Origin of the sequence: Leifsonia sp. NPDC056665, assembly GCF_042791795.1 — a bacterium.
GTDB lineage: Bacteria > Actinomycetota > Actinomycetes > Actinomycetales > Microbacteriaceae > Leifsonia.
Map to the genome: position 1 here is coordinate 1 of NZ_JBHTXK010000001.1, position 17,821 is coordinate 17,821.

Genomic DNA, 17,821 nt, shown 5'->3' on the forward strand with positions numbered 1-17,821 from the left:
TCGATCTTGCCACGCTCCACCACAGACAACCGCGTCCCGACCATGAGCAGAATCCTTCCGGATCAGCCCGTTGCATCCACCGGTAGACCACGCCAGCCGAGTACGCAGACTATTCGCGTACTCGGCGGTTGCTTACCAGGAGACGGGGAGGGCCTTGCCTTCTTCGTAGCCGGCGGCGGACTGGATGCCGACGAGGGCTCGGTCGTGGAACTCGGCCAGGGTGCGGGCGCCGGCGTAGGTGAAGGAGCTGCGCAGGCCGGTCGTGATCATGTCGAGGAGGTCCTCCACCGACGGCCGCAGCGGGTCCAGGTAGATGCGCGAGCTGGAGATGCCCTCGGCGAACAGCGTCTTGCGGGCCCGTTCGAACGCGTCGAGCCGCTCGAACCGGCCGGTGACCGCCTTGGTGGAGGCCATCCCCCAGCTCTCCTTGTACAGCGCGCCGCGCTCGTCGCTCACGATCGCACCCGGCGCCTCGATCGTGCCTGCGAACCACGAGCCGATCATCACGGACGCACCGCCCGCGGCGAGCGCCAGCGCGACGTCGCGCGGGTAGCGCACCCCGCCGTCCGCCCAGACGTGCGCTCCGAGCTCGCGCGCGGTCGCGCTGGTCTCCAGCACGGCGGAGAACTGCGGGCGCCCGACGGCGGTCATCATGCGCGTGGTGCACATGGCGCCGGGACCGACGCCGACCTTGAGGATGTCGGCGCCCGCCGCGACCAGGTCGCGCACGGCCTGCTCCGTCACGACGTTGCCCGCGACGATCGGCAGTCCGAGGCCGAGCTTCCTGACGGTGTGGATGGCGCGGCGCATGCCGTCCTGGTCGCCGTGCGCGGTGTCGATCACCAGCACGTCGACGCCCGCCGCGGCGAGGGCCTTGGCCTTCGACGCGACGTCGCCGTTGATGCCGACCGCCGCCGCCACGCGCAGGCGGCCGTGGGCGTCGAGCGCCGGCGTGTAGATGGTGGAGCGCAGCGCGCTGGTGCGGCTCAGCGTGCCGACTACCCTGCCGTGCGAGAGCACGGGCGCGAAGGCCAGCCCGGCGGCGTCCATGACCTCGAACGCGGCCCGGCCGTCCGGCAGGTCCTCCGCGTCCAGGGACGTGAGCGCGCCGTGCAGGAGGTCGCCGATCCGCGCGTCCGGCAGCGCCGACCCGAGCTGGACGGCCGCGAGGCAACCGAGGTACTTCCCGGTGTCGTCGCTCACGACCACGCCGTGCCCCTCGACGGCGGGGACGCGCCGCAGCACGTCGGCCACGGTCTCCTCCGGGCGCGCCTCGTACGGGGTGTCGAAGGCGACCGGCTGCGCCTTGACCCAGCGGATCGCCTCGTCCAGGTCCTGCAGGTGCATGTCCTGCGGGAGCACGCCGAGACCGCCGCGGCGGGCGAGCGTGGCGGCCAGGCGCTTGCCGGTCACCGAGTTCATGTTCGCGGACACGATCGGGATGGTCGCCCCTGTCCCGTCCTGCGGCGCGAGCGACACGTCGAGACGACTCGTCAGGTTCGATCGCGAGGGGACCAGGAAGACGTCCGAGTAGGTGAGGTCGTGCCGCGGTGTCGTCGCATAGAACTGCATGAGAATAACGGTATCCTCCCGGGTCGGACGCCCGCACCCGGTCGCGGATGGGATTAGGCTTGAACCTCGGATGGAACGGGTGGTCCTAGACCGCCCGATCGTAACGAAATCAATGGAGAGAGTGGGCGATCGGCTGTGTCGAGCCAATTGACCGGTGTTGGAACCGACGACGGATCGTCGGGTGAGTTCGGAGCCAATGAGTGGCTCGTCGAGGAGCTGTACGAACAGTTCCTCCGGGACAGGAACTCGGTCGACAAGTCCTGGTGGCCGATCCTGGAGAACTACAAGCCGACCATCAAGGACAGCGAGGCCTCGACTCCGAGCGAGACGCCCGCCCCGACCCCGGCCGAGCCGGGCGTCCCCACCCCCAGCGAGCCGACCTTCCCGGCCCCCGCCGAGCCGACGGTCCCGACGCCTCCCGCGCAGCCCGCGACTCCGGCTCCGGCGCCCGGCGCCCCCGAGCAGCCGTCCGGGCCCTCGCAATCGTCCGGCCCGGCCCAGTCGTCCGAGCCCCGCCCGGTCACGACCCCCATCCCGATCATCGGCGCCCAGCCGGTGGCGCGCACCACGTCGATCGCGCCGAAGCCGCAGCCGGTCCCGGCCGACGCCCCGGTCACCTCCCCCAACGCCACCGTGGAGGCGGCCGAGGAGGACAAGGTCACCCCGCTGCGCGGCATGGCGAAGTCGCTGGCGACCAACATGGACGCGTCGCTCAGCGTCCCGACCGCGACCAGCGTGCGGACCATCCCCGCCAAGCTGATGATCGACAACCGCATCGTCATCAACAACCACCTCAAGCGCGCCCGCGGCGGCAAGGTGTCGTTCACCCACCTGATCGGCTGGGCGCTCATCCAGGCGCTCAAGGACTTCCCGAGCCAGAACGTGTTCTACGAGGAGGTCGACGGCAAGCCCTCCGTCGTCGCCCCCGCGCACATCAACCTCGGCATCGCGATCGACCTCCCGAAGCCGGACGGCACCCGCGCCCTGCTCGTGCCGAGCATCAAGCGCGCCGACACGATGGCCTTCGGCGAGTACCTCTCCGCCTACGAGGACCTCGTCTCCAAGGCCCGCAACAACAAGCTCACCGCCGGCGACTTCGCCGGCACCACGATCTCGCTGACCAACCCGGGCGGCATCGGCACGGTGCACTCCGTCCCGCGCCTGATGAAGGGCCAGGGCGCCATCATCGGCGCCGGCGCGCTCGAGTACCCGGCCGAGTTCCAGGGCTCCAGCGAGAAGACGCTGGCCGGCCTCGCCATCGGCAAGACCATCACGCTGACCAGCACCTACGACCACCGGGTCATCCAGGGCGCCGGCTCCGGCGAGTTCCTGAAGATCGTGCACGAGCTGCTGATCGGCAAGCGCAGCTTCTACGAGGACATCTTCGCCGAGCTGCGCATCCCGTACATCCCGATCCACTGGAACCCGGACATCTCGGTCGACCTGGCGAGCGCCGTCGACAAGACCGCCCGTGTCCAGGAGCTGATCAACTCCTACCGGGTGCGCGGCCACCTCATGGCCGACATCGACCCGCTGGAGTACGTCCAGCGCAGCCACCCCGACCTCGAGATCGAGAACCACGGCCTCACGTTCTGGGACCTCGACCGCGAGTTCGTCACCGGCGCGTTCGGCGGCGACAAGCGCAAGATGAAGCTCCGCGACATCCTCGGCGTGCTGCGCGACTCGTACTGCCGCACCGTCGGCGTCGAGTACATGCACATCCAGGACCCGGCCCAGCGCAAGTGGTTCCAGGACAAGCTGGAGCGCCCGTACGAGAAGCCGACGCACGACGAGCAGTTGCGCATCATGGGCAAGCTCAACGAGGCGGAGGCGTTCGAGACCTTCCTGCAGACCAAGTACGTCGGCCAGAAGCGCTTCAGCCTGGAGGGCGGCGAGTCGACCATCGCGCTGCTCGACACCATCCTGCAGGGCGCTGCGGAGGCCGGGCTCGACGAGGCCGCCATCGGCATGGCCCACCGCGGCCGGTTGAACGTGCTCACCAACATCGCGGGCAAGACCTATGGTCAGATCTTCCGCGAGTTCGAGGGCACCCAGGACCCGCGCACCGTGCAGGGCTCCGGCGACGTCAAGTACCACCTCGGCACCGAGGGCACCTTCAAGGGCGCCGACGCCGAGATCCCGGTGTACCTCGCCGCGAACCCGTCGCACCTGGAGGCAGCCGACGGCGTCCTGGAGGGCATCGTCCGCGCCAAGCAGGACCGCCGCCCGGCCGGCACCTTCCTCACCCTGCCGATCCTCGTCCACGGCGACGCGGCGATGGCCGGCCAGGGCATCGTGGTCGAGCAGATGCAGATGTCGCAGCTGCGGGCGTACCGCACCGGCGGCACCATCCACGTCAACATCAACAACCAGGTCGGCTTCACCACGCCTCCCGGCGAGGGCCGCACGTCGGTCTACTCGACGGACGTGTCGAAGACCATCCAGGCGCCGATCTTCCACGTGAACGGCGACGACCCGGAGGCTGTGGTCCGCGTGGCGCAGCTCGCGTTCGAGTACCGCCAGGAGTTCAAGCGCGACGTGGTCGTCGACCTCATCGTCTACCGCCGCCGCGGCCACAACGAGGGCGACGACCCCTCGATGACGCAGCCGTTGATGTACAACCTCATCGAGGCCAAGCGCTCGGTCCGCCGCCTCTACACCGAGGCCCTCGTCGGCCGCGGCGACATCACCGAGGAGGAGTACCAGGCGGCGCACGCCGACTTCCAGGACCGCCTCGAGCGCGCCTTCATGGAGACGCACGCCGCTCAGACCAACTCGGTGCCGATCATCACGCAGGGCGAGGCCACGGCCGACCTCGAGCACCCGATCGCGCAGCAGGACGAGAACGACAATGTCGGCGAGCCGGACACCACGGCCGTCAGCGCCCAGGTCATCTCGCTCATCGGCGACGCGTTCAACAACCCGCCCGCGGGCTTCACCGTGCATCCGAAGCTGCAGCAGCTCCTCAACAAGCGCAGCGACATGAGCCGCAACGGCGGCGTCGACTGGGGCTTCGGCGAGCTGCTGGCACTCGGTAGCGTGCTGCTGGAGGGCACCCCGGTGCGCCTCGTCGGCCAGGACTCGCGCCGCGGCACCTTCGTGCAGCGCCACGCTGTGCTCCACGACCGGTTGAACGGCCAGGAGTGGCTGCCGCTGGCGAACCTCAGCGACAACCAGGCGAAGTTCTGGATCTACGACTCGCTGCTGAGCGAGTACGCGGCGATGGGCTTCGAGTACGGCTACTCGGTCGAGCGGGCCGACGCGCTCGTGCTGTGGGAGGCCCAGTTCGGCGACTTCGCCAACGGCGCCCAGATCATCATCGACGAGTTCATCTCCTCGGCCGAGCAGAAGTGGGGCCAGCGCTCGTCGCTCGTGCTCCTGCTCCCGCACGGCTACGAGGGCCAGGGGCCTGACCACTCCAGCGCCCGCATCGAGCGCTACCTGCAGCTCTGCGCCGAGAACAACATGACCGTCGCGCGCCCGTCGACCCCGGCGTCGTACTTCCACCTGCTGCGCCGCCAGGCCTACGCCCGGCCGCGCCGTCCGCTGGTGGTGTTCACGCCGAAGGCGATGCTGCGCCTGCGCGGCGCCTCCAGCGACGTCGCCGACTTCACGACCGGCAAGTTCGAACCGGTCATCGACGATGCGCGGATCACCGACAAGGCAGCCGTGAAGCGCGTGCTGTTCATGGCGGGCAAGCTCTACCACGACCTCGCGAACGAGCTGGAGAAGAACCCGAACCCGGAGATCGCGCTGGTGCGCGTGGAGCAGTTCTACCCGCTCCCCGGCGAGGAGCTGAAGGCCGTGGCCGACTCCTACCCGAACGCCGAGCTGGTCTGGACGCAGGACGAGCCGGAGAACCAGGGCGCCTGGCCGTTCATCATCCTGGAGACCTCCAAGCTCGGCCCGCGCCCGATCGGCGTCATCTCGCGCCCCGCGTCGGCGTCGCCCGCCGCGGGCTCCGCGAAGCGCCACGCGCAGGAGCAGTCGCTGCTCATCCAGCGCGCGCTGACGCTCTAAGCGCCTGGACGTCGAGGAGCCCCGGTCCGATCGGACCGGGGCTCCTGTCGTTCCGCCCGGCTTGTCAGCCGAGTTCGGAGAGCAGGGCCTCCACGCGCTGCTTGATCTCATCCCGGATCGGCCGCACCTCCTCGATCGGCCGCCCTGCCGGGTCGGTCAGATCCCAGTCCTCATACCGCTTGCCCGGGAAGATCGGGCAGGTGTCGCCGCAGCCCATCGTGATGACGACGTCGGACTCCTTGACTGCCTCGGTGGTGAGGATCGCGGGCGTGTTCGCGGCGATGTCGATGCCCTCCTCAGCCATGGCCTGCACGGCGATCGGGTTGAGGCGGTCCGCGGGCTCCGAGCCGGCGGACAGTACCTGCACCCGGTCTCCCGCCAGGGCGCTCAGGTAGCCGGCGGCCATCTGGGAGCGGCCGGCGTTGTGGACGCAGACGAAGAGGACGGTGGGGGTGGTGTCGGTCATCCGGTTCTCCAGGTTCGAGGGGGTGGGCCGCCGCGTGGGCGACGGCCCGGTGGACTCAGCAGCAGTCGGGCGGGCAGGAGCCGTCCGGCAGCGGCTGGCATTCGGTCGTGTCGCAGCAACCCATGTTCATTCTCCCTTCTTCATCGACGGTTGTCGATGAACCAAGGATGAACAACTACATTGACGTTTGTCAATATATCGAGGAGGATCGAACCATGGCGATCACCGAGCTCCTCCCCCTGCGCGACCTCCAGGCGTGCTGCGCGCCGATCACGAAAGAGGTGATCAGCGAGGAGAACGCCGTCTCGGTCGCCCGGGCCATGAAAGCGCTGGCCGATCCGGCACGGCTGCGCCTGCTCTCGATGGTCGCCGCTCACGAGGACGGCGAGGCATGCGTGTGCGACCTCACCGAGCCGCTGGACCTCTCCCAGCCGACCGTGTCGCACCACCTCAAGATCCTGGTGGAAGCCGGATTCCTCAGCCGAAGCAAGCGCGGCACCTGGGCGTACTACCGGATCGTGCCCGGCTCGCTCGACATCGTGTCGTCGTTCCTGACGTCGGTCTGACCGGCGGATCAGCCCTCGCCGCGCAGCCGCGCGTGGAAACCGCGGATCGCGTCCGCGGCGGCTTCGGGTTCCTCGAACCCCGCGAAATGCCCTCCCACCGGCGCCAGCACGAACTCGACCAGCCGCGGGGCCGCGCGCTCGGCCAATGAGCGCGGGAAGCCGGCGAACCCGGGTTCCCGCCCGAGGTAGACCCCCACGGGCGCAGCGATCGGCGGCCGGGGCGGGTTCTGCTCGTAGTCGTAGTACTGCTGGAAGGATGTCCCGATGCTCCCGGTCGTCCAGTACAGCGTCGCGATCGTGTAGAGGATGCCGGAGTCGACCACGCGCTGCCAGGCGCCGTCCTCCCGGTCGTCGATCCAGTCGTGCCACTTGTCGGCGATCCAGGCCAGCAACCCGGCCGGGGAGTCGTTCAGCGCCGCCGCGATGGTGTCGGGGCGCGTGAGCATGATCTCGCTGTAGCCGCCGTCCAGCCGGTCGTACTCGTCCAGCGCGGCGAGGTAGCGGGCCTCGTCGTCGTCCGCCGGGTCGCCCTGCGGGAACGGGCCGCTCAGCAGTTGGATGCCGACCACACGGTCCGGGTGGTCGACGCCGAGCCAGGTGGAGGCTCCGCCGCCGATGTCGCCGCCGAACGTCGCGTAGCGCTCGAAGCCGAGCGCCTCCGTCATCAGTCCGTGCAGCGCGTCCGCGATCGCGCGCCGGGTCAGCGGCGGCTCCAGCGCCTCGGAGAACACGAACCCGGGAAGCGACGGGACGATGACATCGAACGAATCCGAGAGCAGGCGCGCGAGCGGGAGGTATTCGACGAACGCGCTCGGCCAGCCGTGCAGGAGCAGGAGCGGGGTGTGCGGGCCGGCGCCGGCGCCGCGCACGCGCGCGAAGTGCAGGCGGTGACCGGCCACCACGGCGACGTGCTGCTCCACCGTGTTCAGCCGCTCCTGCTCGGCCCGCCAGTCGAACGCCAGCCAGCCGTCGACCAGTGCGCGCAGCTCCTCCCCGCCGAGGCCGCCCTCCCAGCCGGACCGCGGCGAGCGCGGGTAGCGGGTGCGGGCGAGGCGGTCCCTCAGATCGGCGAGCACGTCGTCGGGCACCTGGATACGGAAGTCGTCGATGGCCATGCGGCCACCGTACCGGGAGGGCCCGACAGCCGGCCAGCTACTCCCGCGCCAGCATCGCCGCGGCCTGGCGCTCCAGGTCGAGGTACGGGTCGCCGCTGACGTCCACGACCACGCGGTGCAGCGTGCCGCCCGTGAACCGGAACGGACGCTCCCCCGGATAGTCGTCGGTCACCGGCTCGCCGCCGTCGCACCCGACGCAGAGGCCCTCCCCGGTGAGCGAGAAGTAGCCGGGCTGCGTCTTGATGCGGCCTTCGCCGACCTTGTCCGGGCCGTGGTACAGGCTCAGGATGCCGGTCGCCAGGCCCGGCGCCTCCTCGCCGTCCTTCTCGAAGGCGGCCGAGAGGATGAGGCCCTCGCCGCTGGGGAGGTCCACGGTCGCGTCGATGCGCTGCTCCAGGCTGCCGACGAAGTTGTAGACGTAGTGCAGCCGGCCATCCTTCACATAGAGGGCGTGGCCGCCGAACCGGGCGCCGTGCGCGAAGAGCACGCCCTGAGCTCCCGGCGACGGCAGGTCCACGAGCGCCCCGATCGCATACGAGCGGTTGCGGATGTTGACGGCCTGCGACTCCGGGATCTCGGCCCCGCCCACGCGGTAGACGTAGCGGTTCCGCGGGCTCGTCAGCGTCGGCCTCGGCGTGAGCAGGATCTCGATGGCCGAGCGGTCGTCCAGCGGGAACGCCTGGTTGGCGCCCGCCTCGGCGAACCACAGGTTGACCAGCTCACGCACCCGGTCCGGATGCTCGGCCGCAAGATCGTGGACCTCCGAGCGGTCGACGTCGGTGTGGTACAGCTCCCAGGTGTCGTCGTTGAACCGGCTCCAGCCGCTGAGCACGGGGTGGTTCGACACCGCCTTCCAGCCGTTGTGCCAGATGGACCGCGAACCCAGCATCGCGTAGAACTGCGTCGGCCTCGTGGTCGGGGAGTCGGCGCCCGCGACCGCCGAGCGCATGCTCACCCCGTCCATCCGGGATTGCACGTGCCCGCCGATCTGGTCGGGGACCTCCACCTCCAGCAGGTCGAGGATGGTCGGCACGATGTCGACCGCGTGGTGGTACTGGTGGCGCAGCTCGCCGCCGTGACCGAGCTTCTTCGGCCAGGACACGATGCACGGGTCCGCCGTCCCGCCGTTGTAGTCGTAGCGCTTCCACATCTTGAACGGGGTGTTGAAGGCCATCGCCCAGCCGTTCGGGTAGTGGTTGTAGGTCTTCGGGCCGCCGAGCTCGTCCAGCATGGCGAGGTTCTCCTCCAGGCTGTCCGGGATGCCGTTGAAGAACTTGTTCTCGTTCACCGACCCCTCCGGGCCGCCCTCGCCGCTGGCGCCGTTGTCGGAGACCAGCACGATCAGCGTGTCGTCGAGGACGCCCGACTCCTCCAGGTAGTCGAGCAGCCGGCCGATCTGGTCGTCGGCGTGGGCGAGGAAGCCGGCGTAGACCTCCGCCATGCGCGCGTAGAGGTGCTTCTCGTCGTCGCCGAGGGTGTCCCACGGCTTGGTCACGTCGAGCGGCGGGAACGGCTGGCCCTCCGGGCCGCTGCGGGTCTCCGGCGTCCCGATCGGGTTGATCGGCGGCAGCTCCGTGCCCTCCGGAACCAGCCCGAGCGCGATCTGCCGCTGCAGGATCTCCTCCCGGATCGCCTCATAGCCGCCGTCGAAGCGCCCGGCGAACTTCTCGATCCACTCCTTCGGCGCGTGGTGCGGTGCGTGCGCGGCACCGGGCGCGTAGTACAGGAAGAACGGCTTGTCGGGCGCCAGCGCCTTCGCGTCGCCGATGAACTCGATGGCCTTGTCGGTGAGGTCGACGGTCAAGTGGTAGCCGTCCTCCGGCGACGCCGGCTGGTCGACCGGATGGTTGTCGTAGACCAGGTCCGGGTACCACTGGTTCGTCTCGGCGCCGAGGAAGCCGTAGAAGCGCTCGAACCCGCGGCCCGTCGGCCAGTTGCGGCGGGTGGAGGCCAGGTTCATCTCGTCGGACGGGCAGAGGTGCCACTTGCCGACGATGTAGGTGTTCCAGCCCTGCTCCCCCAGGATCTGCGAGAGCATCCCGTTCTCCTGCGGGATGGTGCCGCTCGCGTTCGGGAACCCGGTCGCCGCCTCCGTGATGCACGCCATCGAGTTGCGGGTGTGGTTGCGCCCGGTCAGCAGGGCCGAGCGCGTCGGCGAGCAGAGCGCGGTCGTGTGCCACTGCGTGAACCGCACGCCCGAGTCGGCCAGCCGGTCGATGTTCGGGGTGTCGATCGGGCCGCCGTAGCAGCTCATCGCCGAGAACCCGACGTCGTCCAGCACGATGAGGACGACGTTGGGCGCGCCCTCCGGGGCCTTGGGCGGCTCGAATGGCGCCCAGTCGGGCTCCGCGTCCCGGATGTCCAGGTCGATCCGGCCTCGGAACGGTGCGGGCATGGTGTCCCCCTTCGATCTGAGCGGGTCCGCCAGTACCACGCCGACCCCGGACGGCCGCACCCTAACGCCGCCCTTCCAGCGGCGGCAACCCCGATTGCACCCACCGATCCGCGCGCAGTAGCATCCGGCCAGAGCACACAGTGGGAGCAGGGCAGACACCGGGAGCCGACATGACCGGAACGACCGCAGCAGCTTCGCAAGCCACCATCCGCCGCATCATCGCTCCGCTGGCGCTGGCGCAGTTCATCTGCAGCTTCGCCGGCTCGAACATGAACGTGATGATCAACGACATGTCGCGCGATCTCGGCACGACGGTCCAGGGCATCCAGATCAGCATCACGCTGTTCCTGCTCACGATGGCGGCCCTGATGATCCCGATGGGCAAGCTGACCGACAACATCGGCCGCAAGCGGAGCTTCATCATCGGCCTGATCGTCTACGGGGTCGGTGCGCTCATCACTGCGGTCGCACCGGGGCTGTGGGCGGTCATCCTCGGCAACTCGATCCTGGAGGGCGTCGGCACCGCCATGCTCATCCCGCCGGTCTACATCCTCACCACGATCTGCCTGCCGGACATCCCGACCCGTGCGGTCGCGTTCGGGATCATCAGCGGGATGGGCGGCGTCGGCGCCGCGGCCGGCCCACTCATCGGCGGCCTGATCACGACCGGCATCAGCTGGCGCGCGGCGTTCCTGTTCCAGGCCCTCGTGATCGTGGTCATCCTGCTGCTCAGCCGGTCGCTGACCGACCCGCTGCCCGCCGACCCGTCGCGGCCGTTCGACCTCGTGGGCGCGATCCTGTCGGCGCTGGGCCTGTTCGTGCTGGTGATGGGGATCCTCGCCGCCGACACGAGCGTGCCGCTGATGATCGTGCTCGTGCTCGCGGGGGTCGCGATCCTGGTGGGGTTCTTCCTCTGGGTGCGCCGGCGCGAGCGGATCGGGAAGGCGCCCCTGCTGTCCACGAGCCTGTTCCGGGTGCGGGTGTCGAACCTCGCGCTGATCACCCAGAACCTGCAGTGGGTCATCCTGATGGGAACCTCGTTCACCGTGTCGGCGTACCTCCAGGTGATCCGCGGCTACAACGCCATCGAGACCGGCGTGATCTTCACCGCTGCGACGGTCGGGCTACTGCTGACCTCCCTGCTCGCCGGGAGGCTGGCGCGCCGGTTCTCGCAGCGCGGGCTGATCATCACCGGCTTCGTGCTGTGCGTGCCCGGTGTGGTGCTGCTGATCTGGCTCGCTGCGGGGGCTACGGGAGGCTGGCCGTTCGTGCCCGGCCTGTTCCTGATCGGCGCCGGGCTCGGCCTCATGCTGACGCCGTCGGTGAACGTGGTGCAGTCGGCGTTCCCCGAGCGAGTCCAGGGCGAGATCTCCGGGCTCTCGCGCAGCGTCTCCAACCTCGGCTCGACCTTCGGCACCGCCATCGCCGGCACCATCCTGGTGGCGAACCTCCAGGCCGGGGGCGAGGCGTACGGGATCGCGATGGCCGTGGTCGCTGTGCTGGGGGCGACGGGGTTGATCGCGGCGGTGCTGCTGCCGCGCACGACGGCCGAGCCCGCGCCCGCCTGACGGGCATTGTCGCGGCGCCGAGCGCCGTTGTACCGTGTGGCCGACCGGGGAGGCTGCCATGAGCGACGAACGACAGACCGCGTGGATCGGGTGGGGCTGGTTCGCAGCCATCATGATCCTGATCGGCGGCGCGATCGAGATCCTGTTCGGGATCCTCGCGATCCTCCTGCCGTCGAGCCAGTACTTCACGACGAGCGAGGGCACCACCGTGTATTACGTGTCGCTGTGGGGGTGGTGGCACCTCCTGATCGGCCTGGTGCTCGTGGCCGCCGGCATCGCGCTCGCCAACGGCCGCACCTGGGCGCGGGTCTTCGCGGTGATCGTGGTCGCCGTCAACGCCGTGAGCCAATTGCTGTCGCTGCCGGCGCAGCCGTGGTGGTCGATCATCGTGTTCGCCCTCGACCTCATCGTCATCTACGCGCTCACCGTGCACGGGCGCGAGCTGCGGGCGTACGACCGCGCGCAGTACCGGTGACCGGCGCTAGCGGGGCGCCCTCCGCCGGGCGTACGTTGACCGCATGACCGTCCTGACCACGCACCGTCTCGGTGAGCCCTGCTGGGTGGACTTCGCCGCCACCGACCTCCCCCGCGCCCAGGAGTTCTACACGTCGCTGTTCGGCTGGACCACCGAGACCGGCGGCGGCGAGTACGGCGGCTACGTGACCTTCCGGCGCGACGGGCACCTCGTCGCCGGGATGGGTGAGGTGATGGAGGGCCAGCGGCCAAACGCCTGGCTCACCTACCTGCTCGTCGAGGACGCCTCGGCCGGGGAGCGGGCCTCGGAGAACGCGGGCGCGCAGGTGCTCTCCCCCACGATGGCCGTCGGCGACCAGGGCAGGCTCGCCGTCGTGGCCGACCCGGGCGGCGCGGTCGTCGGGCTCTGGGAGCCGGAGCAGCACCGCGGCTTCGAGCTCGTGGCCGAGGTCGGCGGGCTCTCCTGGCACGAGCTGTACGCCCGCAGCTACGCCGAGCAGGTCGAGTTCTACAAGCGGGTGTTCGGCTGGAGGACGACCGTGCTCGGCGACACCGCGGACTTCCGCTACGAGACGTTCGGCGACCCCGACTCACCGAGCGGCGGCGTCTTCGACGCGGACGGGATGCTGCCGCCGGAGGTGCCGTCGCACTGGGTGGTGTACTTCGGCGTCCAGGACGCCGCAGCGGCCGTCGCTCGCGTGGTCGAGCTGGGCGGCACGGCCATCCGCGACCCGTGGGACAGCGAGTTCGGCCGCTTCGCGCAGGTCACCGACCCCCTCGGCGGGTTGTTCTTCCTCCACGAGGTCCCCGGCTCCATCGCCTGAGGCGCCGACATTCGGCACGAATCGCGCGTTTCAGCGCGTCAGAGTCGACATTCGTGATGAATCGGGCAGGTGTCAGTGCGCGGTGTCAGTGCACCGACGCCTGGAACGACCGGATGCGCAGCAGCACCTCGGTGCGCAGCGTCTCGGGAGCCGTCTCCTTGCAGGCGCGCTGCACGACTTCGGTGAGCACGACGTTCAGGTGCGCCTCGCTCGAGCAGCCGTCGCAGTTCGCGAGGTGCTCGCGCACGTCTGCAGCATCCTCGTTGCAGAGCTCGTTGCGCAGGTACTCCTCGAGTTCGGCTTTCGCCTTCTCACAGCCGCAGTCGGTCATTTCGTTCTCCTGGTGGTCTGCACGGCCGGGCCCTGGACCGCTGAGAGCCCGCGTTCGTGCGCGTAGTCGGTCAGAAGCTCCCGGAGCATCCGGCGGCCGCGGTGGAGGCGGCTCATGACGGTGCCGATCGGGGTCTTCATGATGTCGGCGATCTCCTGGTAGGAGAATCCCTCGACATCGGCGAGATAGACGGCCAGCCGGAAGTCCTCCGGGATGGCCTGCAGCGCGTCCTTGACGGCACTGTCGGGCAGGTGGTCGATCGCCTCGGCCTCGGCCGAGCGGCTGGAGGACGCGGTGGTCGACTCCGCGCCTCCGAGCTGCCAGTCCTCGAGTTCGTCGATCGTCCCCTGATACGGCTCGCGCTGCTTCTTGCGATAGGTGTTGATGAACGTGTTGGTGAGGATGCGGTACAGCCACGCCTTCAGGTTCGTGCCCTGCTGGAACTGCGCGAAGGCGGCATACGCCTTGACGTACGTCTCCTGGACGAGGTCTTGCGCGTCAGCCGGGTTGCGCGTCATGCGCAGGGCTGCCGCGTAGAGCTGGTCCATGAAGGGAAGCGCCTGCTCTTCGAACAGCGCGCCCTTGTCCTCGGTTTCGGTGCTCATCAGGGGCCAGTCTAGTTGCGGCGACCGCTGAGCGACCCGACGGGAGGGTCGGACCCTCGACGGCGCCAGCGCACGGGTGCGGGGGGCGTCGAGGACAGCGGTTGCTGCGGGCACGGGCCAGTCCTTCCTTCGGGCTCGATCACGGATACCCTTGACAACAATGCTCATCTCGAAATATTCCGCCCCCGAGTTCGACCCGTACGGCGACAACCGCGCCGAGGAGCCGAACCCGCTGTGGCCGGCGCCCGTCGCCGGCGGCCCGGTCACGGCCTCCGTCTCGCTGCCCGGCTCCAAGTCGCTGACCGCCCGCGAGCTGGTGCTCTCCGCCCTCGCCGACGGCCCGTCGCTGCTTCACGCGCCGCTGCACTCCCGCGACACCGCCAACATGGTGGAGGCGCTGCGCGCGCTCGGCGTCTCGATCGTCGAGAAGCCGGGCGAGAGCGAGTTCGGCAGCGATCTCCTGATCACGCCGGCGGAGGAGCTGCTCGGCAGCACCACGATCGAGTGCGGCCAGGCGGGCACGGTCATGCGCTTCGTGCCGCCGCTCGCCGGCCTCGCACTCGGGCCGACCATGTTCGACGCCGACGACTCGGCGCGCGGCCGGCCGATGGGCGCGATCATCGCTGCGCTGCGCGCGCTCGGCGTCGACGTGAACGACGACGGCCGCGGCGCCCTCCCGTTCACCGTCCACGGGACCGGCACGGTCCAGGGCGGCGCCATCGGGATCGACGCGTCCAGCTCCAGCCAGTTCGTCAGCGCGCTCCTGCTGTCGGCGAGCCGCTTCGAGGAGGGCCTCGACCTGACGCACTCCGGCGAGCGCCTCCCGAGCCTCCCGCACATCGAGATGACCATCGCCGCCCTCGCCGCGCGCGACGTGACGGTCGAGTCGCCGGAGGTCGGGCGCTGGATCGTCCGGCCCGGCGCCATCGGCGCGCGTGACGTCGACATCGAGCCCGACCTGTCCAACGCGGCCCCGTTCCTGGCCGCCGCGGTCGTCACCGGAGGCTCGGTCACGATCACCGGCTGGCCGGAGTCGACCACGCAGGTGGGCGCCGACCTCGCCGACCTGCTGCCGCTGTTCGGCGCGACCGTGGCGAAGGACGGCGACCGCCTCACCGTGACCGGCCCGGAGCGCATCCAGCCGATCTCGATCGACCTCTCCACCGGCGGCGAGCTGGTCCCGGCGATCGCGGCCATCGCGGCGTTCGCCGACGGCCCGAGCCAGATCACCGGCATCGGCCACATCCGCCACCACGAGACCGACCGGCTCGCCGCCCTCGCGGCCGAGCTCAACGGCCTCGGCGGCGCCGTGACCGAGCTGGAGGACGGCCTCCGCATCGAGCCGCGTCCGTTGACCGGCGGCGTCTGGCGCAGTTACGAGGATCACAGGATGGCGACCGCGGGCGCGATCGTCGGCCTGGTCGTGCCCGGCGTGGAGATCGAGAACATCGCGACGACCGCCAAGACCCTGCCGCAGTTCCCGCAGCTCTGGACCCGGATGCTGGCCGAAGGCGCGGCGGCGTAGATGTCGTGGTGGTCGGATGACGGCGACGAGGACGACGAGTACGACCTCTACGACGAGTCGGCCATCCGCTCCCGGCCGAACCCCAAGGGGAACCGTCCGCGCACCAAGACCCGGCCGGAGCATGCCGACGCGGAGATCGCGCGCGTCCTGGGCGTCGACCGCGGCCGGTACACGGTGCTGCTCGACGAGGACACCCCCGAGGAGCATCAGGTGGTCGCGGCGCGCGCGAGCGAGCTGAGGCGCAAGCCGATCGTGACCGGCGACCGGGTGGCCGTGGTCGGCGACACGACCGGTGAGGAGGGCACGCTCTCGCGCATCGTGCGCATCGAGCCCCGATCGACCCTGCTGCGGCGCAGCGCCGACGACACCGACGAGGTGGAGCGCGTGGTCGTCGCCAACGCCGACCAGATGCTCATCGTGGTGGCAGCGGCCAACCCCGAGCCGCGCACCCGGCTGGTCGACCGCTACCTGGTCGCCGCCTACGACGCGGGCATCGAGCCGATGCTGTGCGTCACCAAGATCGACCTCGCCGACCCCGCGCCGTTCCTGGAGAATTTCGCCGGGCTTGACCTCCCGGTGTTCACCAGCCGGGAGGACCACATCCCGGTGGACGAGATCAAAGCCGCGCTGGTCGGCCACGACACTGTGGTGGTCGGCCACTCCGGCGTCGGCAAGTCCACCCTGGTGAACGCGATCGTGCCGGGCGCCAAGCGCGCGACCGGACACGTCAACGTGGTGACGGGGCGCGGGCGGCACACGTCGTCCTCCACGGTGTCGCTGCGGGTGGAGAGCGCCGAGGGCCGCGGCTGGGTCATCGACACCCCCGGTGTGCGCTCGTTCGGGCTCGGCCACGTGGACACCGCGAGCATCCTGAAGTCGTTCACCGACCTGGCCGCGATCGCCGAGGACTGCCCGCGCGGCTGCACGCACCTCCCGGACGCGCCGGACTGCGCGATCATCGAGGCCGTCGAGGAGGGCCGCCTCGGCGAGACCGGCCGCGCGCGCCTCGACTCGCTGCAGCGCCTCCTCGCCACCTTCGCCCCCGCCCAGCAGTCCCCGAGGGGCGCGTAAACCGCCCCTAAAACCGCGTTTTGAGGGCGTTTACGTGCCCCTCGGCAGTTCGCGGCAGAATGGGGAGCATGACTGACGTTCGACTCGAAGCGGGACAGCCCGCGCCCACCTTCACCCTCAAGGACCAGGACGGCAACGCCGTGTCGCTCGCCGACTACTCGGGCGACAACGTGATCGTCTACTTCTACCCGGCCGCGATGACACCGGGCTGCACCACCGAGGCCTGCGACTTCCGCGACAACCTCAACTCGCTCGCCTCCAGCGGCTACCGCGTCATCGGCATCTCGAAGGACGTCCCGGCCAAGAACAAGGAGTTCCAGGAGCAGGAGCGCCTCAACTTCCCGCTGCTGTCGGACGAGGACCTCGCGGTGCACAACGCGTACGGCGCGTACGGCGAGAAGAAGCTCTACGGCAAGACGGTCACCGGCGTCATCCGCTCCACCTTCGTGCTGAACCCGGACGGCACCGTGCGGCTGCCGCTCTACAACGTGAAGGCGACCGGCCACGTCGCGTCGCTGCGGAAGAAGCTCGGCCTGGACTGACCTCAGCCGAACTGACTGACAATAGGCGTTTGCAATCTGCGATCTGGCATTCTAATGTCGAGGGACGGCCGTTCCGGCTGACCTTGTACGAAGGAGTGCACCGCATGAGCGCAACCGCCGAGCGGACCATCGCCCACCCCACGACCCCGGCCACGGCCCCAGCTGTGACCACGGCCCGCGCCGGGGTCGCCGATCCCGGCCCGCTCGGCCTCGCCGCGTTCGCGCTGACGACGATGCTGCTGAGCCTCGCCAACGCGGGCCTGGTCGGCGAGGCGGGGGCCACTGCCGTCGCCATGGCACTGTTCTACGGCGGGCTGACGCAGTTCGCGGCTGGACTGTGGGAGTTCGCGCGAGGCAACACGTTCGGAGCCACCGCCTTCACGTCCTACGGCGCCTTCTGGCTGTCGTTCTGGTGGCTGCGCACCGCCCCCGGGCTGGCGGAGGACGCCGGCTCCGTCGGCGCCGGCTTCTTCCTGCTCGCCTGGACGATCTTCACGGCGCTGATGACGGTCGCCGCGGCGAAGACCAACGGGGCGACGCTGACGGTGTTCGTCCTGCTGACGCTGACGTTCGTCGCGTTGTCGATCGGGGACCTGGCGGGAGCGCCGGCAGCGACGCAGACCGGCGGCTGGCTCGGACTGGCGACGGCTGCGGTCGCCCTTTACACCTCGTGGGCCGGCGTCACGAACGCGACCTGGAAGCGCGACGTGCTGCCGGTCTGGCCGCGCGTGTAGGCGCTGGGAGGCG

Annotated in this window: 15 protein-coding genes; 9 read left to right on the forward strand and 6 right to left on the reverse strand. The window is 70.0% G+C overall.

The window, feature by feature from the left end; translation table 11 throughout:
* Positions 1 to 132: 132 nt before the first annotated feature.
* Entirely contained in the window at positions 133 to 1,572 is a 1,440-nt protein-coding gene (locus ACFQ9V_RS00005; protein ID WP_382457139.1) for a GuaB1 family IMP dehydrogenase-related protein, read from the reverse strand.
* A gap of 135 nt (positions 1,573 to 1,707) precedes the next feature.
* Between ACFQ9V_RS00005 and ACFQ9V_RS00010 the strand changes: the two genes are divergently transcribed.
* Positions 1,708 to 5,592, forward strand: coding sequence for a multifunctional oxoglutarate decarboxylase/oxoglutarate dehydrogenase thiamine pyrophosphate-binding subunit/dihydrolipoyllysine-residue succinyltransferase subunit (locus ACFQ9V_RS00010; RefSeq protein WP_382457140.1), 3,885 nt, complete (start codon positions 1,708 to 1,710; stop codon positions 5,590 to 5,592).
* Positions 5,593 to 5,656: 64 nt separating this feature from the next.
* On the opposite strand, the gene ACFQ9V_RS00015 is transcribed toward ACFQ9V_RS00010, so the two are convergent.
* A complete protein-coding gene (locus tag ACFQ9V_RS00015; protein WP_382457141.1) occupies positions 5,657 to 6,058 on the reverse strand; it encodes an arsenate reductase ArsC in 402 nt (133 codons plus the stop codon).
* Between the two features lie 215 nt (positions 6,059 to 6,273).
* Between ACFQ9V_RS00015 and ACFQ9V_RS00020 the strand changes: the two genes are divergently transcribed.
* Entirely contained in the window at positions 6,274 to 6,624 is a 351-nt protein-coding gene (locus ACFQ9V_RS00020) for a metalloregulator ArsR/SmtB family transcription factor (protein ID WP_370056612.1), read from the forward strand.
* A gap of 8 nt (positions 6,625 to 6,632) precedes the next feature.
* On the opposite strand, the gene ACFQ9V_RS00025 is transcribed toward ACFQ9V_RS00020, so the two are convergent.
* Positions 6,633 to 7,739, reverse strand: a complete 1,107-nt coding sequence (locus ACFQ9V_RS00025) for an epoxide hydrolase family protein (RefSeq protein WP_382457142.1) — start codon at positions 7,737 to 7,739, stop codon at positions 6,633 to 6,635.
* 37 nt (positions 7,740 to 7,776) lie between these two features.
* Positions 7,777 to 10,134: a sulfatase-like hydrolase/transferase gene (locus ACFQ9V_RS00030; protein WP_382457143.1), complete on the reverse strand. Its 2,358-nt coding sequence runs from the start codon at positions 10,132 to 10,134 to the stop codon at positions 7,777 to 7,779.
* 170 nt (positions 10,135 to 10,304) lie between these two features.
* On the opposite strand from ACFQ9V_RS00030, the gene ACFQ9V_RS00035 reads away from it, so the two are divergent.
* Genes ACFQ9V_RS00035 through ACFQ9V_RS00045 form a run of 3 tightly spaced genes read left to right on the forward strand, consistent with a single transcriptional unit; the run spans position 10,305 to position 13,000 of the window.
* Positions 10,305 to 11,702 (forward strand): MFS transporter, encoded by a 1,398-nt coding sequence (locus ACFQ9V_RS00035; RefSeq protein WP_382457144.1) that lies wholly within the window; start codon positions 10,305 to 10,307, stop codon positions 11,700 to 11,702.
* 58 nt (positions 11,703 to 11,760) lie between these two features.
* Positions 11,761 to 12,177: a hypothetical protein gene (locus ACFQ9V_RS00040; RefSeq protein WP_382457145.1), complete on the forward strand. Its 417-nt coding sequence runs from the start codon at positions 11,761 to 11,763 to the stop codon at positions 12,175 to 12,177.
* Positions 12,178 to 12,220: 43 nt separating this feature from the next.
* The gene (locus tag ACFQ9V_RS00045) at positions 12,221 to 13,000 is read left to right on the forward strand and encodes a VOC family protein (RefSeq protein ID WP_382457146.1); all 780 of its coding nucleotides are present in this window, start codon (positions 12,221 to 12,223) and stop codon (positions 12,998 to 13,000) included.
* An 85-nt stretch (positions 13,001 to 13,085) separates the two neighbouring features.
* On the opposite strand, the gene ACFQ9V_RS00050 is transcribed toward ACFQ9V_RS00045, so the two are convergent.
* Positions 13,086 to 13,331 (reverse strand): zf-HC2 domain-containing protein, encoded by a 246-nt coding sequence (locus ACFQ9V_RS00050; RefSeq protein WP_179607524.1) that lies wholly within the window; start codon positions 13,329 to 13,331, stop codon positions 13,086 to 13,088.
* On the reverse strand, positions 13,328 to 13,936 hold the full coding sequence (locus ACFQ9V_RS00055) for a sigma-70 family RNA polymerase sigma factor (protein ID WP_370056606.1): 609 nt from the start codon (positions 13,934 to 13,936) through the stop codon (positions 13,328 to 13,330). The genes ACFQ9V_RS00050 and ACFQ9V_RS00055 overlap by 4 nt, the downstream gene beginning before the upstream one ends.
* Positions 13,937 to 14,096: 160 nt before the next feature.
* Between ACFQ9V_RS00055 and aroA the strand changes: the two genes are divergently transcribed.
* The 4 genes from aroA to ACFQ9V_RS00075 all read left to right on the forward strand — a co-directional run bounded on the left by aroA (position 14,097) and on the right by ACFQ9V_RS00075 (position 17,808).
* Complete coding sequence (gene aroA, locus ACFQ9V_RS00060; protein ID WP_382457147.1) at positions 14,097 to 15,461, forward strand: 3-phosphoshikimate 1-carboxyvinyltransferase; 1,365 nt, start codon at positions 14,097 to 14,099, stop codon at positions 15,459 to 15,461.
* On the forward strand, positions 15,462 to 16,532 hold the full coding sequence (gene rsgA, locus ACFQ9V_RS00065) for a ribosome small subunit-dependent GTPase A (RefSeq protein WP_382457148.1): 1,071 nt from the start codon (positions 15,462 to 15,464) through the stop codon (positions 16,530 to 16,532).
* A 68-nt stretch (positions 16,533 to 16,600) separates the two neighbouring features.
* Positions 16,601 to 17,074 carry a thioredoxin-dependent thiol peroxidase gene (bcp, locus tag ACFQ9V_RS00070; protein ID WP_382457149.1) on the forward strand — a complete coding sequence of 158 codons (474 nt, stop codon included), beginning with the start codon at positions 16,601 to 16,603 and terminating at the stop codon, positions 17,072 to 17,074.
* A gap of 104 nt (positions 17,075 to 17,178) precedes the next feature.
* On the forward strand, positions 17,179 to 17,808 hold the full coding sequence (locus ACFQ9V_RS00075) for an acetate uptake transporter (RefSeq protein WP_382457150.1): 630 nt from the start codon (positions 17,179 to 17,181) through the stop codon (positions 17,806 to 17,808).
* The last annotated feature ends 13 nt before the right edge of the window (positions 17,809 to 17,821 follow it).

Excerpts from the sequence above, each read along its gene's own strand:
- ACFQ9V_RS00005 (WP_382457139.1), bottom strand. The coding sequence starts at position 1,572 with ATGCAGTTCTATGCGACGACACCGCGGCACGACCTCACCTACTCGGAC.
- ACFQ9V_RS00015 (WP_382457141.1), bottom strand. The coding sequence starts at position 6,058 with ATGACCGACACCACCCCCACCGTCCTCTTCGTCTGCGTCCACAACGCC.
- ACFQ9V_RS00020 (WP_370056612.1), top strand. The coding sequence starts at position 6,274 with ATGGCGATCACCGAGCTCCTCCCCCTGCGCGACCTCCAGGCGTGCTGC.
- ACFQ9V_RS00025 (WP_382457142.1), bottom strand. The coding sequence starts at position 7,739 with ATGGCCATCGACGACTTCCGTATCCAGGTGCCCGACGACGTGCTCGCC.
- ACFQ9V_RS00030 (WP_382457143.1), bottom strand. The coding sequence starts at position 10,134 with ATGCCCGCACCGTTCCGAGGCCGGATCGACCTGGACATCCGGGACGCG.
- ACFQ9V_RS00035 (WP_382457144.1), top strand. The coding sequence starts at position 10,305 with ATGACCGGAACGACCGCAGCAGCTTCGCAAGCCACCATCCGCCGCATC.
- ACFQ9V_RS00040 (WP_382457145.1), top strand. The coding sequence starts at position 11,761 with ATGAGCGACGAACGACAGACCGCGTGGATCGGGTGGGGCTGGTTCGCA.
- ACFQ9V_RS00045 (WP_382457146.1), top strand. The coding sequence starts at position 12,221 with ATGACCGTCCTGACCACGCACCGTCTCGGTGAGCCCTGCTGGGTGGAC.
- ACFQ9V_RS00050 (WP_179607524.1), bottom strand. The coding sequence starts at position 13,331 with ATGACCGACTGCGGCTGTGAGAAGGCGAAAGCCGAACTCGAGGAGTAC.
- ACFQ9V_RS00055 (WP_370056606.1), bottom strand. The coding sequence starts at position 13,936 with ATGAGCACCGAAACCGAGGACAAGGGCGCGCTGTTCGAAGAGCAGGCG.
- aroA (WP_382457147.1), top strand. The coding sequence starts at position 14,097 with ATGCTCATCTCGAAATATTCCGCCCCCGAGTTCGACCCGTACGGCGAC.
- rsgA (WP_382457148.1), top strand. The coding sequence starts at position 15,462 with ATGTCGTGGTGGTCGGATGACGGCGACGAGGACGACGAGTACGACCTC.
- bcp (WP_382457149.1), top strand. The coding sequence starts at position 16,601 with ATGACTGACGTTCGACTCGAAGCGGGACAGCCCGCGCCCACCTTCACC.
- ACFQ9V_RS00075 (WP_382457150.1), top strand. The coding sequence starts at position 17,179 with ATGAGCGCAACCGCCGAGCGGACCATCGCCCACCCCACGACCCCGGCC.